Origin of the sequence: Brevibacterium luteolum (assembly GCF_025147615.1) — a bacterium.
GTDB lineage: Bacteria > Actinomycetota > Actinomycetes > Actinomycetales > Brevibacteriaceae > Brevibacterium > Brevibacterium luteolum.
In genome coordinates this window covers 1-20715 of sequence record NZ_JALXPM010000036.1, presented here as the reverse complement: position 1 = coordinate 20715, position 20715 = coordinate 1, and the positions used below count along the sequence as shown (strand labels likewise).

Annotated in this window: 19 protein-coding genes; all 19 read left to right on the top strand. The window is 66.8% G+C overall.

Translation table 11 applies throughout. From position 1 onward, the window contains the following. Window positions 1-56: 56 nt before the first annotated feature. The 19 genes from argS to M3C25_RS09575 all read left to right on the top strand — a co-directional run bounded on the left by argS (window position 57) and on the right by M3C25_RS09575 (window position 20559). Entirely contained in the window at window positions 57-1754 is a 1698-nt protein-coding gene (gene argS / locus M3C25_RS09665) for an arginine--tRNA ligase (RefSeq protein WP_102159681.1), read from the top strand. Further along, window positions 1754-3250, top strand: a complete 1497-nt coding sequence (lysA, locus tag M3C25_RS09660; RefSeq protein ID WP_259856172.1) for a diaminopimelate decarboxylase — start codon at window positions 1754-1756, stop codon at window positions 3248-3250. Before argS ends, lysA begins: the two co-directional genes overlap by 1 nt. After that, entirely contained in the window at window positions 3247-4557 is a 1311-nt protein-coding gene (locus tag M3C25_RS09655) for a homoserine dehydrogenase (protein ID WP_217005307.1), read from the top strand. The genes lysA and M3C25_RS09655 overlap by 4 nt, the downstream gene beginning before the upstream one ends. 42 nt (window positions 4558-4599) lie before the next feature. Continuing rightward, on the top strand, window positions 4600-5688 hold the full coding sequence (thrC, locus tag M3C25_RS09650) for a threonine synthase (RefSeq protein ID WP_102159687.1): 1089 nt from the start codon (window positions 4600-4602) through the stop codon (window positions 5686-5688). Continuing rightward, window positions 5688-6656, top strand: coding sequence for a homoserine kinase (thrB, locus tag M3C25_RS09645; protein ID WP_102159689.1), 969 nt, complete (start codon window positions 5688-5690; stop codon window positions 6654-6656). The genes thrC and thrB overlap by 1 nt, the downstream gene beginning before the upstream one ends. A gap of 270 nt (window positions 6657-6926) precedes the next feature. Continuing rightward, window positions 6927-8900 (top strand): transcription termination factor Rho, encoded by a 1974-nt coding sequence (rho, locus tag M3C25_RS09640; RefSeq protein WP_259856186.1) that lies wholly within the window; start codon window positions 6927-6929, stop codon window positions 8898-8900. Between the two features lie 17 nt (window positions 8901-8917). After that, on the top strand, window positions 8918-10015 hold the full coding sequence (prfA, locus tag M3C25_RS09635) for a peptide chain release factor 1 (RefSeq protein ID WP_375545116.1): 1098 nt from the start codon (window positions 8918-8920) through the stop codon (window positions 10013-10015). A gap of 2 nt (window positions 10016-10017) precedes the next feature. Beyond that, complete coding sequence (gene prmC / locus M3C25_RS09630) at window positions 10018-10962, top strand: peptide chain release factor N(5)-glutamine methyltransferase (protein WP_259856163.1); 945 nt, start codon at window positions 10018-10020, stop codon at window positions 10960-10962. Then, window positions 10963-11703 (top strand): L-threonylcarbamoyladenylate synthase, encoded by a 741-nt coding sequence (locus M3C25_RS09625; protein ID WP_259798518.1) that lies wholly within the window; start codon window positions 10963-10965, stop codon window positions 11701-11703. A 6-nt stretch (window positions 11704-11709) separates the two neighbouring features. After that, window positions 11710-12819: an MraY family glycosyltransferase gene (locus tag M3C25_RS09620; RefSeq protein WP_259798529.1), complete on the top strand. Its 1110-nt coding sequence runs from the start codon at window positions 11710-11712 to the stop codon at window positions 12817-12819. Next, window positions 12816-13274, top strand: coding sequence for a Cg1360 family ATP-synthase-associated protein (locus M3C25_RS09615; RefSeq protein ID WP_259798531.1), 459 nt, complete (start codon window positions 12816-12818; stop codon window positions 13272-13274). Before M3C25_RS09620 ends, M3C25_RS09615 begins: the two co-directional genes overlap by 4 nt. A gap of 312 nt (window positions 13275-13586) precedes the next feature. Next, window positions 13587-14372 carry a F0F1 ATP synthase subunit A gene (gene atpB / locus M3C25_RS09610; protein WP_311200525.1) on the top strand — a complete coding sequence of 262 codons (786 nt, stop codon included), beginning with the start codon at window positions 13587-13589 and terminating at the stop codon, window positions 14370-14372. Between the two features lie 83 nt (window positions 14373-14455). Then, window positions 14456-14677, top strand: a complete 222-nt coding sequence (atpE, locus tag M3C25_RS09605; protein WP_102159700.1) for a F0F1 ATP synthase subunit C — start codon at window positions 14456-14458, stop codon at window positions 14675-14677. 17 nt (window positions 14678-14694) lie between these two features. Further along, window positions 14695-15249, top strand: a complete 555-nt coding sequence (locus M3C25_RS09600; protein ID WP_259856161.1) for a F0F1 ATP synthase subunit B — start codon at window positions 14695-14697, stop codon at window positions 15247-15249. Beyond that, complete coding sequence (locus M3C25_RS09595) at window positions 15249-16064, top strand: F0F1 ATP synthase subunit delta (RefSeq protein WP_102159703.1); 816 nt, start codon at window positions 15249-15251, stop codon at window positions 16062-16064. Before M3C25_RS09600 ends, M3C25_RS09595 begins: the two co-directional genes overlap by 1 nt. A gap of 101 nt (window positions 16065-16165) precedes the next feature. Further along, on the top strand, window positions 16166-17800 hold the full coding sequence (gene atpA, locus M3C25_RS09590; protein WP_102159705.1) for a F0F1 ATP synthase subunit alpha: 1635 nt from the start codon (window positions 16166-16168) through the stop codon (window positions 17798-17800). A 42-nt stretch (window positions 17801-17842) separates the two neighbouring features. Then, a complete protein-coding gene (locus tag M3C25_RS09585; RefSeq protein ID WP_102159707.1) occupies window positions 17843-18805 on the top strand; it encodes a F0F1 ATP synthase subunit gamma in 963 nt (320 codons plus the stop codon). A gap of 35 nt (window positions 18806-18840) precedes the next feature. Beyond that, complete coding sequence (gene atpD, locus M3C25_RS09580) at window positions 18841-20295, top strand: F0F1 ATP synthase subunit beta (protein ID WP_102159709.1); 1455 nt, start codon at window positions 18841-18843, stop codon at window positions 20293-20295. 6 nt (window positions 20296-20301) lie between these two features. Further along, a complete protein-coding gene (locus tag M3C25_RS09575) occupies window positions 20302-20559 on the top strand; it encodes a F0F1 ATP synthase subunit epsilon (protein WP_165883127.1) in 258 nt (85 codons plus the stop codon). Window positions 20560-20715: the final 156 nt, after the last annotated feature.

Sequence of the window (20715 nt, the reverse complement as noted above, 5' to 3'; positions counted from 1 at the left end):
TACCGAATAGCGGGCCTCAAGTCGCTTAGCCACGGGCAAGGTAATACGCTAAGCACGTGACTCCCGAACAGCTCAAAGAAGCCATCCGCTCTGCCATCGGCCAGCTGAACATGCAGCACGGCTACGCCATCGAAGCACCCGCCCGACTCGTCGTCGAGCGACCGAAGAACCGCGCCCACGGCGACTGGTCTTCCAACGTGGCACTGCAGACGGCGAAGAAGGCCGGGCTCAACCCACGGGATCTGGCCACCGAGATCGCCGAGGTGCTGGCGGCCGATGAGGGCATCGACACCGCCGAGGTGGCCGGCCCGGGATTCATCAACATCACCTTGGCAGCCGGTGCCGCCGGTGCGCTGGCTGCTGACATCGTCACCGCCGGTGACGACTACGGCCGCACCAAGACGCTTGCCGGTCACATCATCAATATGGAGTTCGTCTCCGCCAACCCGACCGGCCCTCTGCACCTCGGCCACACCCGCTGGGCAGCCCTTGGCGATGCGATCGCCCGCGTGCTCGCCGCTGCTGGCGCGAACGTCACCGCCGAGTACTACATCAACGACGCCGGCGCCCAGATGGACGTCTTCGCCGACTCCGTCGTCGCCCGCATGCTCGGCCGCAACGTGCCTGCTGGAGGCTACCCCGGCGGCTACGTCACCGAGATCGCCGAGACCATCGCCGCCCAGGACCCGGAGCTCACCGCCGAGGTCAAGGCCACCGCACAGGTGCCCGAATCCGACCCTGAGGAACCGGCACCGGCCGTCATCCCCGATGACGTGCGCGCCCGCCTGCGCGCCCGCGCCTACGAACTGCAGATGGCCGACATCCGCGACACACTCGCCGACTTCGACGTCAGCTTCGACGTGTGGTTCTCCGAAGCCAGCCTGCACAACTCCAACGCCGTGACCGAGGCGGTCAACCGGCTGCGCGAACAGGGCCACGTCTACGACGAGGGCGGGGCGGTCTGGCTGCGCACCACCGAGTTCGGCGACGACAAGGACCGCGTGCTCATCCGCGCTGACGGCAACCCCACCTACTTCGCCGCCGACGCCGCGTACTATCTGGATAAGAAGGACCGCGGCTTCATCGAAAAGATCTACCTCCTCGGCGCCGACCACCACGGCTACGTCGGCCGGCTCAAGGCGATCGCAGCAGCTGCCGGCGATGACCCCGAGAAGAACATCGAGGTGCTCATCGGCCAGCTCATCAAGGTCAACGGCGCCAAGCTGTCCAAGCGCGCCGGCAACATCATCGAGCTGCGCGACATCATCAACTGGCTCGGCCGCGATGCCGTGCGCTACTCACTGGCCCGCCAGCCGGCCGACTCGCCGCTGACCCTGGACCCCGAGGTGCTGCGCAGCGCCAGCAACGACAACCCGGTCTACTACGTCCAGTACGCCCACGCCCGCTCGCAGTCGGTCGCCCGCAACGCCGAGGCCGCCGGCATCACCACCGAGGCCTTCGACGCCTCAACACTGGCGCATGCCACCGAGGCAGCACTGTTGGCCGCCCTGGCCGACTTCCCGCGTGTCGTCGCCCAGGCCGCTGAGCTGCGCGAACCCCACCGGGTGGCCCGCTACCTCGAAAGCCTCGCCGGCACCTTCCACAAGTGGTACGACAGCTGCCGTGTCACCCCGCGCGCCGGTGAGGACATCGAACCGGTTCACTCCTCGCGCCTGGTCCTCGACCTCGCGACCGCGACCGTGCTGCGCAACGGCCTGCGCCTGCTCGGCGTCAGCGCCCCGGAGCGGATGTAATGCCAGCCCATATCGCCGGCATCCTGCATGCCACCCCACCACCGGTGTGGCTGCCGTACCCCAATGACGTCAATGCGCTCATGCCCTCGCTGTGGTCGCGCAGCGTTGACAAGACCCCAGGCGGCGAGCTCACCATCGCCGGTCACCGCGTCACTGAGCTCGCCGAGACGTACGGCTCACCGCTGTACGTCCTCGACGTCGCCGACCTCAAGCACCGGGCCGCTGACTTCGTCACCGCCTTCTCCGAGGCGTTCGCCGCGATCGGCACCGAGGCGAAGGCCTACTACGCCGGCAAGTCCTTCCTGTGCACCGCTGTCGCCGACTGGGTCGCAGGCGAAGGAATGGGCATCGACACCTGCACCCTCGGCGAGCTCATGGTTGCCCACCGCGCCGGCGTCGACCCGCGCACCGTCGGGCTGCACGGCAACAACAAATCCGATGAGGAGATCGCCTTCGCCCTCGACTGGGGGATCGGCCGCATCGTGCTCGACTCCTTCGACGAGATCCCGCGGGTCGCCGCTGCCGCCCGCGCCCGAGGTGTCCGCGCCCCGGTCATGCTGCGCGTCACCGTCGGCGTCGAAGCCCACACCCATGACTTCATCGCCACCGCACACGAGGACCAGAAGTTCGGCCTGTCCCTGCACAGCGGTGACGCCTTCGACGCCGCGCAGCGGATCGCTGCCAGCGAGGACCTCGACTTCATCGGCCTGCACAGCCACATCGGCTCGCAGATCTTCGAATCCTCCGGCTTCGACATCGCCGCCACCCGGATCATCGAGCTGCGCGCCCGCATCCTCGACGAACTCGGCATCGACCTGCCCGAGGTCGACCTCGGCGGCGGCTTCGGCATCCGCTACACCTCCCAGGACACCCCGCTGACCTTCACCGAGATGGCCAGACGGCTCGCCTCCGTCGTCGCCTCCGCTTGTGAGGCCACCGGCTCGACGCTGCCGGCGGTGTCCTTCGAGCCGGGCCGGGCGATCTCCGGGCCGTCGATCTTCACCCTCTACACCGTCGGCAGCACCAAGGTCGTCGAAACCGGGTCAGGGGAGCGGCTCTACGTCGCTGTCGACGGCGGCATGAGCGACAACATCCGGACCGCCCTCTACGACGCCGACTACTCCTGCACCCTGGCCAACCGCGACTCCGCCAGCGAACCGGCAGTCGTGCGCGTCGTCGGCAAGCACTGCGAAAGCGGCGACATCATCGTCCGCGACGAATACCTGCCCAATGACGTCACCCGCGGCGACCTCATCGCCGTCCCGGACACCGGCGCCTACTGCCGGTCGCTGTCATCGAACTACAACCACGTCCCGCGCCCAGGTGTGCTTGCCGTCGACGGTGAGCAGCTCGGCTGGGTCGTCCGACCCGAATCCCATGCCGACATCCTCGCCTGGGACACCGGCTTCAGCCCGTCGGCCGCTGACGCAGACGTCCAGGCACCCGAGTCCACTGACGAGCTCGCGCCCCACGAAAGAAGGAGCACCACACGATGAAACCCCTCAAGGTTGCCATGCTCGGCTGCGGTGTCGTCGGCACCGAAGTCGCCACCCGCATCCTCGGCAACGCGGCCGACCTCGAAGCCCGCATCGGCGCCCCGCTGGAGATCTCGGCCGTCGCCGTGCGCGACGCCGGCAAGGACCGCCCCGGCATCCCGTCCGAGCTGCTCACCACCGACGCCGCTGCCGCAATCGAAGGAGCCGACATCGTCGTCGAGCTCATGGGCGGCCACGAACCGGCCCGCGAACTCATCCTCACAGCCCTGCGCTCCGGCGCCTCGGTCGTGACGGCGAACAAGGCGCTGCTGGCCAGCGACTACTCCGAGCTGCTCGCCGCCGCCGAAGACGCTGAAGTGCGCCTGGAGCACGAGGCCGCTGTCGCCGGTGCGATCCCGATCATCCGCCCGGTCGTCAACTCCCTCGCCGGTGACCGCATCACCCGCGTGCTCGGCATCGTCAACGGCACGACGAACTACATCCTCGACCAAATGGAGAAGGAGGGCTGGGACTTCGACCACGCCCTGGCCACCGCCCAGGAACTCGGGTACGCCGAAGCCGATCCGACTGCCGACATCGGCGGCCACGACGCAGCCGCCAAGGCCGCGATCCTCGCCTCTCTTGCCTTCCACACCCGCGTGAGCATCGACGACGTCCATGTCGAGGGCATCACCGGCGTCACCGCCGACATGGTCGAGACCGCCTCCGCGCAGGGCTTCACCATCAAGCTGCTGGCGATCTGCGAAACCATCGAAGACTCACCGGCCGGCCCAGGCGTCTCCGCCCGCGTCTACCCGGCACTGCTGCCCAAGGACCACGCGCTGGCCAGCGTCGGCGGGGCGTTCAACGCCGTCTTCGTTGAAGCCGAAGCCGCAGGCTCGCTGATGTTCTACGGCCAGGGTGCTGGCGGCGCACCGACCGCCTCGGCAGTCCTGGGCGACATCGTCTCGACCGCACGCCGCAAGGTCCTCGGCGGCACCGGCCAGGCCCGCCGTTCGATCGGCAACCGGCTGCCGGTCCTGCCGATCTCCGCGATCCGCACCCGCTACCAGATCACCTTCGACGTCTTCGACCGCCCGGGTGTTCTCGCCCAGATCTCGCAGGTCTTCGCCGAGGAGGGCACCTCGATCGAGCTCATGCAGCAGACCCAGCTCGAGCCCACCGACGACGACGCCCCGCAGCGCGCCAAGCTCGTCATCGCCACCCATTCGGGCACCGATGCCGCGCTGGCCAAAACGGTTGAGCGCGCCGTCGCCCTCGACGCCGTCAACGAGCTCAAGTCCGTCCTGCGCATCGAAGGCCACTGAGCCGGGCCCACCGGCACCGAACCATCCCGTGAAGGAGACCCCATGACCGCTGCCCACCGCCACCAGTGGCAGGGCGTCATCGAGGAGTACCGCGACTTCCTCGACATCGCCGCTGAATCCCGCGCCGTCACCCTCGGCGAGGGCGGCACCCCGCTCATCCACGCCGAGAAGCTCTCCGAGCGCACCGGCGCCGAGGTGTGGGTCAAGTACGAGGGCATGAACCCGACCGGGTCGTTCAAGGACCGCGGCATGACGATGGCGATCTCGAAGGCCGTCGCCTATGGTGCCAAGGCCGTCATCTGCGCCTCGACCGGCAACACCTCGGCCTCGGCAGCCGCGTATGCGACGAAGGCCGGGCTGACGTGTGCGGTGCTCGTGCCGGCCGGCAAGATCGCAGTCGGCAAGATGAGCCAGGCCGTCGCCCACGGTGCCGAGCTGCTCGAAGTCGACGGCAACTTCGATGACTGCCTGACCCTGTGCCGCAAGCTCTCAGAGGCCTACCCGGTCCACCTCGTCAACTCGGTCAACCCCGACCGTATCGAGGGCCAGAAGACCGCTTCTTTCGAGATCGTCGACGCTCTCGGCGACGCCCCGGACATCCATGTGCTGCCCGTCGGCAACGCCGGCAACATCACCGCCTACTGGAAGGGCTATCGCGAATACGCCGCCGCCGGTCTGGCGACTGCGACCCCGCGCATGTGGGGCTTCCAGGCCGCCGGCGCCGCCCCGCTCGTCAAGGGCCATCCGGTCGATGACCCGGAGACCGTCGCGACCGCCATCCGGATCGGCAACCCCGCCTCGTGGGATCAGGCGATCGCCGCGCGCGAGGAATCCGGCGGCGTCATCAAGGCCGTCACCGACGAGGAGATCCTCGCTGCCCACCGGCTGCTGTCCTCGACCGAGGGCATCTTCGTCGAACCCGGCTCCGCCGCCTCGATCGCAGGCCTCCTGCAGCAGGCTAAGGCCGGTGAGATCCCGGCCGGTGCGCGCATCGTGTGCACCGTGACCGGACACGGGCTCAAGGATCCGCAGTGGGCGCTGCACACCGCTGACGGCTCCGATCTGACTCCCACCCGGGTGCCGGTCGATGCGGTCTCGGCTGCCCGCGAGCTCGGACTCGAGGACGCATGATGACGAGCACCGCACCGGTCGCCCCGCAGGCCGTCGCCGAGGTCGAGGTCACCGTGCCTGCCACCTCGGCCAACCTCGGGGCCGGGTATGACAGCTTCGGCATCGCGCTTGACATCCGCGACACCGTCCGCGCCCGCCTGCACGACGGGCCGGTCGATCCCAGCGACTGCGTGCGCATCACCGGTGAGGGCGCCGGGGTGGTCCCGACAGATCAGGACCACCTCATCCTGCGGGTCATGCGCGAGGTGCTCGCCGCCCGCGGTGTTGAGACCGCTGACCGGATCAGCCTGGGGTGCGACAACGTCATCGCCCACTCCCGCGGGATGGGCTCCTCGGCCGCTGCCGTCGTCGCCGGCATCGCGATCGCCGATGCGGCCAGCGCCTTCGCCGGGCTGCCGGCACCCTCACCCGAGGAGAAGCTCGCCTGGGCCACGCACTTCGAAGGCCACCCCGACAACGCCGCCCCGGCGATCTTCGGCGGGGTCACCGTCTCCTACTCCGACGGCCACGGCCAGGCCCGCTCGGTCTCCGTGCCCGTCGCCGAAGATATCTCAGCGGTGCTCATCGTCCCCGATGAGCGGCTCGACACCTCGGTGGCGCGTTCGCTGCTGCCCGAGACCGTCCCGCACGCCGATGCCGCAGCCAACGCCGCGATCGCCGGCCTGTTCGTCTACGCCATCGGCCATGACCCCTCGCTGCTGTTCGACGCCACCGTCGACCGGCTGCACCAGAACTACCGCCGCCCGGCAATGACCGCGTCGCTCGAACGCGTCGATGCGCTGCGCGCCGCCGGGCTGGCCGCCGTCGTCTCCGGTGCCGGGCCGACCGTGCTCGTGCTCGGATCCGATGACGATCTCGCCGCTCAGGTGGGCGAGGTGCTCACCGGCGACTCCGCCCGCATCGTCCCGGCGGCCATCGCCGAAACCGGCGTCGAGGTCATGACGACCGACTGCCGGCTGCGCACCTGACCTGCCCGCAGACGCAGCCAGACACCCGGGACCGGGGCGAACCGCCTCGGCGACGGCGACAAGCTGGGCGGAAATTAGCGCAACGGGCGTCAACGCGCTAGGCTAGAGGCGTTCCCCAGCATTCTTCGCTTCACCGGCACCTCCATGTGATCGTGCCCCGCGACTCAGGTGGGAACGCTCTTCGTACCGCGCCGTCTCTGGCGTCCGAGGTACTTCATTTTGTGAATGCACGCAATCGTGCGTGTGGTCCGTCGCTGCAGCTCTGTGTTCATGCAGCTGCAGCCGAACGAGGGAGAAGGAACCTTCGTGTCAGAAAGCAATCTCACTGCTCTGCGTCTGCCCCAGCTTCAGGAAATGGCCGCGGGTCTCAACATCAAGGGATACCGTCGCCTGCGCAAGGGGGATCTCATCGCCGCTATCGAGAGCAGGACGTCGAGCTCGGCAGCAGCCAGCTCGGCACCCGCTGCCGCAGCTCCGGCTGCGCAGGAGCAGCCTGCGGCCCAGTCCGCACCCCAGTCAGATCAGCAGCAGGACTCTGCTGCCCAGGCGGCACAGACCCGCCAGTCCCAGCCCGAACAGCCCGCCCAGCAGCGGGCTGAGAAACCCCGTCACGACGAGCAGGCCGATGCGCAGCAGCGCGACGACCAGCGCGGTGACGCTCAGCAGGATCAGGGCGAGTCCCGCGACTCCGAGTCGTCCCAGGACGACGAGGGCGGCTCGCGCCGTCGCAGCGGCCGCCGTGACCGCGGTGACCGTCAGAACCGCGGCGACCAGGACGGACGCGGCGATCGCAACCGCGACGACAACCGCGGCGATCGCAACGACCGCCAGGATCGCAACGATCGCGGCGACAACCGCAACGACCGTCAGGATCGCGGCGACCGCAACGATCGCGGACGCGGTGGCGACAAGAATTCCGACAACCGCAGCAACGACAACCGCGGTGGTCGCGACGACAACCGCAACCGCGATGACAACCGCGGCGGACGCGACGACAACAACCGTCGCGGCAACCGCGGACGCAACCGCGACCGCAAGCGCCGCGGACGCGGAGACGGCGACGATCAGGATCTGCGTCCCGATGACGTGCTCATCCCGGTCGGCGGCATCCTCGATGTCCACGACAACTACGCCTTCCTGCGCACCTCCGGTTACCTGCCCGGTCAGAACGACGTCTACGTCTCCGCTGGCATGGTCAAGAAGAACGGTCTGCGCAAGGGTGACGCCGTCGTCGGTGCGATCAAGCAGCCGCGCGAGGGCGATCAGCGCTCCAAGCGCCGCGAGAAGTTCGATGCGCTCGTCCGCCTCGACTCCGTCAACGGCCTGAGCATCGAAGACGCCAAGCGCCGCGTCGACTTCTCCAAGCTCACCCCGCTGTACCCGCAGGACCGCCTGCGCCTGGAGACGACCTCAAAGCTCATCTCCACTCGCGTCATCGACCTCGTCTCGCCGATCGGCAAGGGACAGCGCGGCCTCATCGTCGCCCCGCCCAAGGCCGGCAAAACGACAGTCATGCAGCAGATCGCCAACGCCATCGCCGAGAACAACCCCGAGGTCCACCTCATGGTCGTCCTCGTCGACGAGCGCCCTGAGGAAGTCACCGACATGCAGCGCGCGGTCAAGGGCGAGGTCATCGCCTCGACATTCGACCGCCCGGCCGACGACCACACGACGATCGCCGAACTGGCCATCGAACGCGCCAAGCGCCTCGTCGAGATGGGCCAGGACGTCGTCGTGCTGCTGGACAACATCACCCGCCTCGGCCGTGCCTACAACCTCGCACAGCCGGCCTCAGGCCGGATCCTATCCGGTGGTGTCGACGCCAATGCGCTCTACCCGCCGAAGAAGTTCTTCGGTGCCGCCCGCAACATCGAAGGCGGCGGCTCGCTCACCATCCTCGCCACCGCTCTCGTCGAGACCGGCTCGAAGATGGACGAAGTGATCTTCGAAGAGTTCAAGGGCACCGGCAACATGGAGCTGCGCCTGAGCCGCCACCTGGCAGACAAGCGCATCTTCCCGGCTGTCGACGTCAACTCCTCGGGCACCCGCCGCGAAGAGAACCTCATGAGCCCCGAAGAGCGCAAGGTCATGTGGAAGCTGCGCCGCGTCCTCTCCGGCCTCGAACAGCAGCAGGCGCTCGAGCTGCTCATCTCGAAGATGAAGGAGACCGGCTCGAACGCCGAGTTCCTCTTCCAGGTGCAGAAGACCACGCCGCTGCCGAAGTCGGCGGCTGACGACAACTGACCGGCTGGCCCACCTGCATGAGTGAGACCGCCGACACGGCAGCCGATATCGACTCGCTGCGCCAGATGGTGCACATGCTCCGTGATGAGCATGCGCGCATCGAGCAGGAGCTGGCCGATCCCGAGGTGCACGCCAACCCGGGCACAGCCCGCCGGCTGACCCGCCGATACGCCGAGCTCGAGAAGGTCGTGTCCTGCTGGGGCGATCTCATCGCCGCCCAGGAGGACCTGGTGGCCTGCCGCGAACTCGCCGACGACGATCCCGGCTTCGCCCAGGAGATCCCCGCGCTCGAAGAGCAGCGCGCGGAGCTCCTGGGCGTGCTGCGGGATCTGCTCGTGCCCCGCGAGCCGGACGACGACCGTGATGCGCTCGTCGAGATCAAAGCAGGGGAGGGCGGCGAGGAGTCCGCGCTGTTTGCCTCCGATCTGCTGCGGATGTACCAGCGGTGGGCCGATAGGCGCGGCTGGTCGACCGAGGTCATCGACACCACACCCTCAGACCTCGGCGGCTGCAAAGACGTCACCCTGGCAGTCAAGGCCAAGGACGAAGGCGCCTTCGGGTGGCTGAAGTTCGAAGGCGGCGTCCACCGCGTCCAGCGCGTGCCGGTGACCGAATCGCAGGGCCGCATCCACACCTCGGCCGCCGGAGTCATCGTCTTCCCCGACGTCGAAGAACCCGACGAGGTCCAGATCAACGACGCCGATCTGCGCATCGACGTCTACCGCTCATCCGGACCCGGCGGCCAGTCGGTCAACACAACCGACTCGGCTGTGCGCATCACGCACGTGCCCACCGGCATCGTCGCCAGCTGCCAGAACGAGAAGTCCCAGCTGCAGAACAAGGCCGCCGCCCTGCGCATCCTGCGCGCCCGGCTGCTGGCCGCCCAGGCCGCCGAAGCCGCCGCAGAGGCCGACGACCGGCGCCGCTCACAGGTGCGCACCGTCGACCGCTCCGAGCGGATCCGCACCTACAACTTCCCCGAGAACCGGATCGCCGACCACCGCACCGGCTACAAGGCCCACAACCTCGACCAGGTGCTCGCCGGCGACCTCGATGCCGTCGTCGAATCCTGCCGCGCACTCGACCGCGCCCAGCGGCTTGAGGAGGCGCAGTAAGCGTGAATCCGGCCGCCGACACGGCTGGTGCGCAGCCGGCTGATGCGCTCATCGCCGCCGCCCGCTCCCGGCTGGCTGACGCCGGCATCGACACCCCCGGCACCGACGCCCGCCTGCTGCTGGCCCACGTTCTCGGGATCACCCATAAGGAGCTGTCACTGAAGCTGCTGCGCGGCTTTGAGGTGCCCGCTGACCAGGTGACCGACTTCGAGGACTGCCTGGCCCGCCGGGCCGCTCGCGAACCCCTCCAGCACATCACCGGCTCCACCGGCTTCCGCCATCTCGCCCTCCGCCTCGGGCCCGGCGTCTTCATCCCGCGCCCTGAGAGCGAACTCCTCATCGACCCAGCCATCGCCCATGCCGCGGCCCTGCGCTCCGGCGACGAACACACCGGCAACGGGCGGGCGCGCGTCATCCGGATCCTCGACATGTGCACCGGCACTGGGGCACTGGCTCTGGCCGCAGCCACCGAGATCCCCGGAAGCGAGGTCCACGCCGTCGAGCTCTCCGCCGAAGCCTGCCGGTGGGCCGAGCGCAATATCGCCGCCACCGCCGAGGCGGTCGCTGCCGCCGGCTCGACCGTCACCCTCCATTCAGGTGACGTCACCGACGTCGTGCCTGGGCTCGGGCCCTTCGACATCGTCGTGACGAACCCGCCGTACGTGCCCGAGAACAGCCAGCCCGACATCCCCGAAGTCACCGGCTACGACCCGGCCATCGCCCTCTACGGCGGGGGAGCAGACGGGATGGAGACACCGGCACAGATCATCGCGCTGGCTGCTGAGGCGCTGCGCTCCGGCGGGCTGCTGGTCATCGAACACGATGAGACGCAGGCCACGGCGATCCAGCAGGCCTGTGCTGCCGCTGGTCTGTCCGGTGCCGCCACGCACACCGACTACACTGGCAGAGACCGTTTCACCACCGCCGAACGCCTGGAAGGGCCGTGAATGTCGCGCACGTTCAGCATCGACAACGATGAGATGAGAGACCTGGTCTTCAGCGAATGCGCCCGGGTCCTCGAATCCGATGGGATCATCGTCATGCCGACCGACACCGTCTACGGCATCGCCGCCGACGCCTTCTCCGCCACCGGCGTCGAGAAGCTGCTCGCAGCCAAGGGCCGCGGCCGCGACATGCCGCCGCCGGTGCTCGTCGGCCAGCGCGAAGTGCTCATGGCGCTTGCCGAGGTGCCGAACACCTCCGTCTTCGAACTCACCAAGCGCTTCTGGCCAGGACCGCTGACGATCATCTGCGGCGCCCAGGCGATGCTCGACTGGGACCTCGGCGACACCCACGGCACTGTCGCTGTGCGGATGCCCGATCACGAGGCGGCCCTCGAACTGCTGCGCAAGACCGGACCGCTCGCGGTCTCCTCTGCCAACACCCACGGCTCACCGGCGGCCGGCAACGCCGCCGAGGCCGAGGAGATGCTCGGCGAGAGCGTCGACATCTACATCGACGGGGGAGAGGTGCCCGGGATCGGCGCCTCGACGATCGTCGACCTCACGCGCACCCCGCCGCGCATCCTGCGCGAGGGCCCGATCTCCGCAGCCGAGCTGCGCGAAGTGCTGCCCGATCTGGTAGACATCGCCGACCCGGCAGCCGAGGAACCGGAGACCACCGCCGCAGGCACCGAGGAGACCACCGCCTCGGGCACGGAAGCAGCTGACGAAACCACGCAGGAGTAATCCCGCGTGCGCGCCTACCTCTTCATCCTCCTCGTCGCAGCGATCGTCTCGTACCTCGTCACTCCGATGGTGCGGCGCATCGCCGAACGCGGACTCATCTTCGCCCCGCTGCGCGCCCGCGACGTCCACTCCGTGCCCACCCCGCGCTTAGGCGGGGTGGCGATCTACGCCGGCTTGCTCGTCGGACTGCTGTTCGCCTCCCAGACGCCGTTCCTCGAAGAGCTGTTCGTCCAGCCCGGGGCGATCATCGGCATCGTCGGGGCGGCGACGATCCTGTGCGCTCTCGGCGTCATCGACGACATCTGGGACCTCAACTGGATCACCAAACTCGCCGGCCAGACCCTGGCCGCCGGGTTCATGGCCTTCAACGGTGTGACCCTGCTGTCGATCCCGTTCAACTCCGTCATCATCGGCTCCCCGCGGATGTCGATCATCCTCACCGTGCTCGTCGTGCTCATCACCATCAACGCCGTCAACTTCGTCGATGGTCTCGACGGACTGGCCGCCGGGATCGTGACGATCGGCGGCATCGCATTCTTCGTCTACTCCTACAGTCTTGCCGTCGACACCAGCTCCGACAGCTACGCCAACCTCGCCTCGCTCATCATCTCGCTGCTCGTCGGGGCCTGCCTGGGCTTCCTGCCGCACAACTTCAATCCGGCCCGGATCTTCATGGGCGACTCAGGCTCGATGCTCATCGGCCTGCTGCTGGCCGCCTCGACGATCCGGGTGACCGGCCAGGTCGACCCGGCGCTGCTGTCGAACCAGCGCGTGTTCGCGACCTATCTGCCGATCATCCTGCCGGTGGCCGTGATGTTCCTGCCGCTGCTCGATCTCGGCCTGGCAGTCCTGCGGCGGATGTCGGCTGGCAAGTCGCCGTTCTCTGCCGACGCCAAGCACCTGCATCACCGGATGCTCCGGCTCGGTCACTCGCATGCCCGCGCGGTGCTCATCCTGTATCTGTGGACGGCGATCTTCGCTTTCGGCTCGGTGTCGTTCCTCATCGCCACCCCCGCCGTCAATGTGCCTATCATCGTCGGCAGCGTGGCGATCACGCTGTTCCTGACGTTCTACCCGCTGTATGCGCGCCTGCGCGCGAAGGAGGCCATCCGATGACCGACCCGAAGCCCGCCCCGCACGAGCGCCGCGAAACCGACGTCGACCGGCAGTGGAAGGGCATCTGGCGTGCGCTGCTGATCCGCGGTGCGATCCTCGTCGTCGCCGTCACCCTCCTCGGAGGGCTGTTCGGCATGCTCTTCGCAGGCCAGCAGGGTCTCAATGGTGCGCTGATCGGCGGGGGACTGGCTGCGATCTTCCTGCTCGTCTCGCTTGTCATCATGTACATCGGCCGCAGCTGGGACCTCACCGTCATCGCCGGTGCGCTCGGCGTGGGCTTCCTGTTCAAGGCCTTCATCTTCATGATCGTCATCTGGCGGATCAAGGACGCCGCCTGGCTCGACGGGACGACGGCGTTCTTCACGATCGTCGCCGCGGTGCTCGGCACCTCGCTCATCGATGCGATCACCGTCACACGTGCGCGTGTGCCGACTGTTGATCCCGAAGCGCGCTGAAATGCCGCAACACTCACCGATCGCAGCGTGAAACCGCGCGACTGCAGGGCTGTGACCAGGCATGTTGTCGCGGTGGAAAGCCCGAGATCATGCGGATTGGAGCAGGTGCAGGGATTGCCCAGCAATTTGTGGGTTTATTACTGCGATTGGTAGAGTACTCAAGGACCAGGTGCCAGTTCACCGGTCTCCATGATGTGACAATGCCGCTCCGCAACCGTGTGCCGGAGCGACTGGTCGGCCTGGTTCTTACCCGCCCGGGCCCGAAATTGGGAGAGTAACCGAAACGTGTCTATCTTCACCGCGGCGAATTCTGTGATTCTGGCAGCAGGGGACGGCGGGTTCCACCCGCCCACGATGCAGGAGTTCTTCCCGCCGGCGATCTTCTTCGAGGGCACGCCGTTCGAGTTCAACCGCGTGATGCTCGTGCGGGTTATTGCCGCCGCAGCACTGTGCATCCTCATGGTCATGGCCGCCAAGCGCGCCAAGCTCGTTCCCTCCCGCGGCCAGTCGATGGTCGAACTCTCCCTTGACTTCGTGCGTAACAGCATCGCCGAGCAGACCATGGGCAAGGAGCGCGGCCGCAGGTTCCTGCCGCTCATCGCCACCATCTTCTTCATGGTCCTTGCGATGAACCTCACCGGCATCATTCCGTTCCTCAACCTGGCCGGTACCTCGGTCGTGGGTGTGCCGCTGCTGTTGGCCGTCATCGTCTACTTCACGTACCACATCGAGGGCATCCGCTCACTCGGCGTCGGCGGCTACCTCAAGAACGCGCTCGTGCTGCCGAACGTCCCGCCGGTCATGCACGTACTGCTCGTCCCGATCGAGTTCCTCACCAAGTTCGTCATCCAGCCCTTCACGCTCACCCTGCGTCTGCTGGCCAACATGCTCGTCGGCCACCTGCTGCTCGTGCTGTGCTTCTCGGTGACCTGGTTCTTCTTCTTCGATGCGGCCATGGGATTCAAATTCTTCGGATTCCTCACCTTCTTCGGCGGATTCTTCATGACCGCCCTCGAGCTGCTGGTCGCCGTCCTGCAGGCCTACATCTTCGCGCTGCTCGCAGCGGTCTACATCGACCAGGCCGCTTCCAAGCACTGATCTTTCCTGACCTGACCGCAAGACTTGTAACGAAAAACCGTTACGCGTACCGCCCGGTACACAACCGAAAGGAAACATCCAAAGTGGATATTCTCGCTGAAGTCAACGGCTCCATCGCCACTGTCGGCTACGGCCTCGCCGCGATCGGCCCGGGCATCGGCCTTGGCATCGTCATCGGCAAGACCATCGAGGGAACCGCACGTCAGCCTGAGCTCGCCAACGCTCTGCGCGGCAACATGTTCCTCGGCATCGCTCTGATCGAGGCCCTGGCTCTTATCGGCATCGCCACGCCCTTCTTCCTTTGATATCGAGGACTGACTCAATGACTCCGATGATTCTTGCGGCAGAGGGGACACCGAACCCCCTCCTCCCCGCTACCTATGACATCGTCTGGAGTGCGGTGATCTTCCTTGTCATCCTCGTGGTGTTCTGGAAGTTTGTTCTGCCGACGTTCAACCGGGTCCTCGACGAACGAGCTGAGAAGATTCAGGGAGGCATCGAAAAGGCCGAACGCGTTCAGGCCGAAGCCGATGCCGCACTCGCTGAATACCAGAAGCAGCTCGCCGACGGCCGCGCCGAGGCAGCGCGCATGCGCTCCGAAGCACAGGAAGAAGGCGCTCAGATCATCGCCGAGATGAAGCAGCAGGCCAATGCAGAGGCCGAGCGCATCATCTCCCAGGCAAAAGCACAGATCGAAGCCGAGAAGCAGGCGGCCATGGTCGAACTGCGCGGAGACGTCGGCGGCCTGGCCACTGACCTCGCCTCGCGCATCGTCGGTGAGAGCCTCACCGACGACGCCCGTTCGGCCCAGGTGGTCGACCGCTTCATCGCCGATCTCGAAGCAAGCACCCCGGCCCAGTCGGTTAAGGAGTCGTGATGCTGCAGTCGAGCAGGAACTCGCTCAACGATGTGCTGGACGCAGTCGACTCCCGACTCCAGAGCGCTGACGGTGCTGCCGCAACCGAACTTGGTGACGGGCTGCTGTCGATCGTCTCCGCAATGGCCGACAGCGCTCAGCTGCGCCGCCTCATGGCAGACGGCGCCATTGCTGAGGAGCGGAAGCACGGCGTGCTCGACACGCTGTTCTCCGGTCGGGTCGACGCGGCCGCACTCGACATCGCCAAGCAAGCAGCCACGCTGCACTGGGCTCGCCCCCAGGACAGCGTGACCGCACTGGAGGATGCCGGCGTCACTGCGATCGCGGCACAGGCACAGGCTGAGGGGCGCCTCGGCGAGGTCGAGGAGGAGCTGTTCCGCTTCACCCGCCTCATCGAGTCCGATCACGAGCTGGGTTGGGCCTTCGAGTCCGCCGCCCCGGCCGAGACGAAGCGCGCACTCGCAGCCAACCTGCTCGACGGCAAGGCCGCGACTGAGACCGTCAAGCTGGCAGCTCAGGCTGCTGCGCATCCGCGCGGCGCCCGCGTCTCCGAGACGCTCGACCGCTACTCGGAAGTGCTGGCCCGCCGCCAGGCGCGCTCCGTCGCCGAGGTGACGGTCGCCAAGCCGATGAGCGATGAGCAGCAGGAGCGCCTGGCTGCAGCGCTGTCGGCCCACTACGGCCGCGAGCTGGTCCTCAACGTGCATGTGGACCCCGACGTCGTCGGTGGTGTGCGTGTGCAGGTCGGCGACGAAGTGATGAACTCGACGATCTCGAATCGTCTGTCCGACCTTCGCCGTCGCCTGGCAAGCTGATCAACCGCCCGCGCCACGGGCTACATACACACGTTCAGACAGCGGTCTGCAGAGAAGAACCGGGTCGCTGCGAGAGAGATTTAAGGAAGCAGGGAAACCAGATGGCGGAACTGACAATTCGTCCGGATGAGATCCGGGACGCCCTGGGGAAGTTCGTTGAGTCGTACAACCCCGAAGGCGGAGACAAGACTGAGGTCGGAAAGGTCGTCACCGCAGGCGACGGCATCGCCAGCGTGTCCGGACTCCCCGGCACCATGGCCAACGAGCTGCTGCGCTTTGAAGACGGCACCCTCGGCCTCGCCCAGAACCTCGACGAGCGCGAGATCGGCGTCGTCATCCTCGGTGAGTTCGCCACCGTTGCCGAAGAGCAGCCCGTCTACCGCACCGGCGAGGTCCTTTCGATCCCGGTCGGCGACGGCTTCCTCGGCCGTGTCGTCGACCCGCTCGGCCAGCCGATCGACGGCCTCGGCGACATCGAGTCCGACACCCGCCGGGAGCTCGAGCTCCAGGCTGCCGGCGTCATGGCTCGCCAGGAAGTCCGCGAGCCGCTGCAGACCGGTCTGAAGGCCATCGACGCGATGATCCCGATCGGTCGCGGTCAGCGCCAGCTCATCATCGGTGACCGTAAGACCGGTAAGACCGCTCTTGCGCTCGACACCATCATCAACCAGAAGGCCAACTGGGAGTCCGGCGACCCGAAGAAGCAGGTCCGCTGCATCTACGTCGCCTGTGGTCAGAAGGGCTCGACGATCGCCTCGGTGCGTCGTTCGCTCGAAGAGGCCGGCGCGATGGAGTACACGACCATCGTCGCTTCGCCCGCCTCGGACCCGGCTGGCTTCAAGTACCTCGCTCCGTACTCCGGTTCGGCCATCGGTCAGCACTGGATGTACGAGGGCAAGCACGTCCTCATCGTCTTCGACGACCTGTCGAAGCAGGCTGAGGCCTACCGTGCGATCTCGCTGCTGCTGCGCCGTCCGCCGGGCCGTGAGGCATACCCGGGTGACGTCTTCTACCTCCATTCCCGCCTGCTGGAGCGCTGCGCGAAGCTCTCCGATGAGCTCGGCGGCGGTTCGATGACCGGTCTGCCGATCATCGAGACGAAGGCCAACGACGTCGGCGCGTTCATCCCAACCAACGTCATCTCGATCACCGACGGCCAGATCTTCCTGCAGTCGGACCTGTTCAACTCGAACCAGCGTCCGGCCGTCGACGTCGGCGTGTCCGTCTCCCGTGTGGGTGGCGCCGCCCAGACGAAGGCACTCAAGGGTGTCTCCGGCACCCTGAAGATCTCGCTGGCCCAGTACCGCTCGCTCGAGGCCTTCGCGATGTTCGCCTCGGACCTCGACGCCGCCACCAAGCGCCAGCTTGCCCGTGGTGCCCGTCTGATGGAGCTGCTCAAGCAGGGCCAGTTCGATCCGATGCCGTTCGAGAAGCAGACTGTGTCCGTGTGGGCCGGCTCCGAGGGCTACCTCGACGATGTCCCGGTTGACGATGTGCTGCGCTTCGAGAAGGAGTTCCACGACTACCTCGAGCGCAAGACCGGTGTCCTCGATGCGATCCGCGAGACGCAGAAGCTCGAAGACGACACCAAGGATGAGCTCACCACTGCCATCAAGGACTTCTCTGACGGCTTCCAGACCTCCGAAGACGGCGGCGTGCATGTCGGCTCCGAAGAGTTCGACTCCGCTGATGAGGACGAGGTACAGCAGGAGCAGATCGTCAAGCAGAAGCGCTGAGCGCGCTTGGCCCATGACGATCGCTAGCGAAAGGAAGTACTGATGGGAGCCCAGCAGAGGGTCTTCAAAGCGAAGATCAACTCCACCAAGTCCTTGAGGAAGATCTTCAAGGCCATGGAGCTCATCGCGGCATCCCGGATTCAGAAGGCCATCGGCCGGGTGAAGGCTGCCAGCCCGTACGCGAACGCACTCACGCGTGCGGTCTCGGCAGTCGCCACCCAGTCCAACGTCGATCACACCCTGACGACTGAGCCGGATGAGATCCGGCGCGCAGCCGTCGTGGTGATCGGCCCGGACCGCGGGTTCGCCGGTGCGTACTCGGCCAACGTCATCCGCGAGGCCGAAGAGCTCATCCGGCTGCTGACCGAGAACGGCAAGGACGTCCACCTCTACTCGGTGGGCCGCAAGGCCGAGACGTACTACACGTTCCGCGACCGCGACCTGAAGAAGTCCTGGACTGGATTCTCCGAATCGCCGCAGGCCGAACACGCCCGCGAGATCGGCGAGGTCCTGCTCGAGGACTTCGGCACCGCCTTCGAAGAAGACGGCGTCGACGAGATCTTCCTCGTCTACACCCGCTTCAAGTCCAGCGTGACCCAGGAGCCGGAGTACCGGCGCCTGATCCCGCTGGAGGTCGTCGAAGCCGACGATGCTGTCGAGACCGAGCAGGTTTCGCAGTCCGGCGGCCTGCCCGACCGGGACAAGGCCAAAGCCCATGACGAGGTCTTCCCGCTGTACGAGTTCGAGCCCGGCCCGGCAGAGGTGCTCGACGCACTGCTGCCGCGCTACATCGACTCGCGCATCCTCGCGGCACTGCTCAACGCCGCTGCCTCCGAGCAGGCGGCACGTCAGCAGGCCATGAAGACCGCGACCGACAACGCGGACGAACTCATCAAGACCTACACCCGGCTGGCCAACACGGCTCGCCAGGCCGAGATCACCCAGGAAATCTCTGAGATCGTCGGCGGTGCGGATTCCCTCGCGGCATCCGGCGCCGACGACTGATCGGCCACAGAAGAGAGCAGAAGAGAAAGTAGACCATGACTGCCACAGTTACGGAAACCCCGCAGACGCAGGGAACCGCTGGCCGGATCTCCCGCGTCATCGGCCCTGTCGTGGACGTCGAGTTCCCGCTCGACTCCGTGCCAGCGATTTACAACGCTCTGACCACCGAAGTGTCCCTCTCGGAGGGCACCCGCAAGATCACCCTCGAAGTTGAGCTCCAGCTCGGCAACGGCATCGTCCGTGCCATCTCGCTGCAGCCGACCGACGGCCTCGTTCGCGGCCAGGAGGTCATCGACACCGGTGCACCGATCTCGGTGCCCGTCGGCGACGTCACCAAGGGCAAGGTCTTCAACGTCACCGGCGATGTCCTCAACGACTCGATGATCGATGAGCCCTACGAGATCACCGAGCGGTGGCCCATCCACCGCGAGGCGCCGAACTTCGACCAGCTGGAGTCCAAGACCCAGATGTTCGAGACCGGCATCAAGGTCATCGACCTGCTGACCCCGTACGTCCAGGGCGGCAAGATCGGCCTGTTCGGCGGTGCCGGCGTCGGCAAGACCGTCCTCATCCAGGAGATGATCACCCGTGTCGCCCAGGACCACGGCGGTGTCTCCGTGTTCGCCGGTGTCGGTGAGCGCACCCGTGAGGGCAACGACCTCATCATGGAAATGGACGAGTCGGGCGTGCTCGACAAGACCGCTCTGGTCTTCGGCCAGATGGATGAGCCGCCAGGCACCCGTCTGCGCATCGCCCTGACCGGCCTGACGATGGCGGAGTACTTCCGCGACGTCCAGCAGCAGGACGTGCTGCTGTTCATCGACAACATCTTCCGCTTCACCCAGGCAGGCTCCGAGGTCTCGACCCTGCTCGGCCGCATGCCCTCGGCCGTCGGCTACCAGCCGACCCTGGCCGACGAGATGGGCGTCCTGCAGGAGCGCATCACCTCGACCCGCGGTCACTCCATCACCTCGATGCAGGCGATCTACGTTCCGGCCGACGACTACACCGACCCGGCTCCGGCAACGACCTTCGCCCACCTCGACGCGACCACCGAGCTCAGCCGTGACATCGCCTCGCGCGGTCTGTACCCGGCTGTGGACCCGCTGGCTTCGTCCTCTCGCATCCTCGACCCGCTGTACGTGGGCCAGGATCACTACGACGTCGCCACCCAGGTCAAGCAGATCCTGCAGAAGAACAAGGAGCTGCAGGACATCATCGCGATCCTCGGTGTCGACGAGCTCTCCGAAGAGGACAAGCTCACCGTGCACCGCGCACGCCGCATCGAGCAGTTCCTGTCGCAGAATACCTACACCGCTGTCCAGTTCACCGGTGTCGAGGGTTCGACCGTGTCGATCCAGGACACTGTCGAAGGCTTCCGCGGCATCTGCAACGGCGACTTCGACCACATCCCGGAGCAGGCCTTCTTCAACGTCGGCCCGATCGACGATGTGCTGCGCAACTACGACAAGCTCCAGAAGGAGAACTGATCCCTCATGAGCCTGAATGTCACCGTCGTGGCCGCCGACCGGAGCATCTGGTCCGGTGAGGCCAAGCGCGTCGTCGCTCGTACGACCGAAGGTGAGATCGGCATCCTGACCGGCCACGAGCCCGTTCTGGCGATCGTGGCCGGCGGGGAGGTGCGCATTGTGACGGCTGACGACCAGACCGTCCGGGCGCAGGCCGACGGCGGCTTCCTGTCCGTCGAGAACGACAGGGTGAACATCGTCGCCGACCAGGCCGAGCTCGTCTGAAACATCGCATACACTGGTCAACGTGAACCCATCGACCCTGCTGATCATTCTGCTCTCGTTGGTAGGGCTGGCCGTGGTCCTTGTCGTGCTGTTCCTGGTGCGACGACGGGCGATCACGAAGCTTCAGGGCGCGTTCGACTGTTCTATCAGCGTGGG

What these genes read in the sequence shown, in the direction of transcription:
- lysA (WP_259856172.1), top strand. Translation starts at nt 1,754, where the DNA reads ATGCCAGCCCATATCGCCGGCATCCTGCATGCCACCCCACCACCGGTG.
- M3C25_RS09655 (WP_217005307.1), top strand. Translation starts at nt 3,247, where the DNA reads ATGAAACCCCTCAAGGTTGCCATGCTCGGCTGCGGTGTCGTCGGCACC.
- thrC (WP_102159687.1), top strand. Translation starts at nt 4,600, where the DNA reads ATGACCGCTGCCCACCGCCACCAGTGGCAGGGCGTCATCGAGGAGTAC.
- thrB (WP_102159689.1), top strand. Translation starts at nt 5,688, where the DNA reads ATGACGAGCACCGCACCGGTCGCCCCGCAGGCCGTCGCCGAGGTCGAG.
- rho (WP_259856186.1), top strand. Translation starts at nt 6,927, where the DNA reads ATGCAGCTGCAGCCGAACGAGGGAGAAGGAACCTTCGTGTCAGAAAGC.
- prfA (WP_375545116.1), top strand. Translation starts at nt 8,918, where the DNA reads ATGAGTGAGACCGCCGACACGGCAGCCGATATCGACTCGCTGCGCCAG.
- M3C25_RS09625 (WP_259798518.1), top strand. Translation starts at nt 10,963, where the DNA reads ATGTCGCGCACGTTCAGCATCGACAACGATGAGATGAGAGACCTGGTC.
- M3C25_RS09615 (WP_259798531.1), top strand. Translation starts at nt 12,816, where the DNA reads ATGACCGACCCGAAGCCCGCCCCGCACGAGCGCCGCGAAACCGACGTC.
- M3C25_RS09600 (WP_259856161.1), top strand. Translation starts at nt 14,695, where the DNA reads ATGACTCCGATGATTCTTGCGGCAGAGGGGACACCGAACCCCCTCCTC.
- M3C25_RS09595 (WP_102159703.1), top strand. Translation starts at nt 15,249, where the DNA reads ATGCTGCAGTCGAGCAGGAACTCGCTCAACGATGTGCTGGACGCAGTC.
- atpA (WP_102159705.1), top strand. Translation starts at nt 16,166, where the DNA reads ATGGCGGAACTGACAATTCGTCCGGATGAGATCCGGGACGCCCTGGGG.
- M3C25_RS09585 (WP_102159707.1), top strand. Translation starts at nt 17,843, where the DNA reads ATGGGAGCCCAGCAGAGGGTCTTCAAAGCGAAGATCAACTCCACCAAG.
- atpD (WP_102159709.1), top strand. Translation starts at nt 18,841, where the DNA reads ATGACTGCCACAGTTACGGAAACCCCGCAGACGCAGGGAACCGCTGGC.
- M3C25_RS09575 (WP_165883127.1), top strand. Translation starts at nt 20,302, where the DNA reads ATGAGCCTGAATGTCACCGTCGTGGCCGCCGACCGGAGCATCTGGTCC.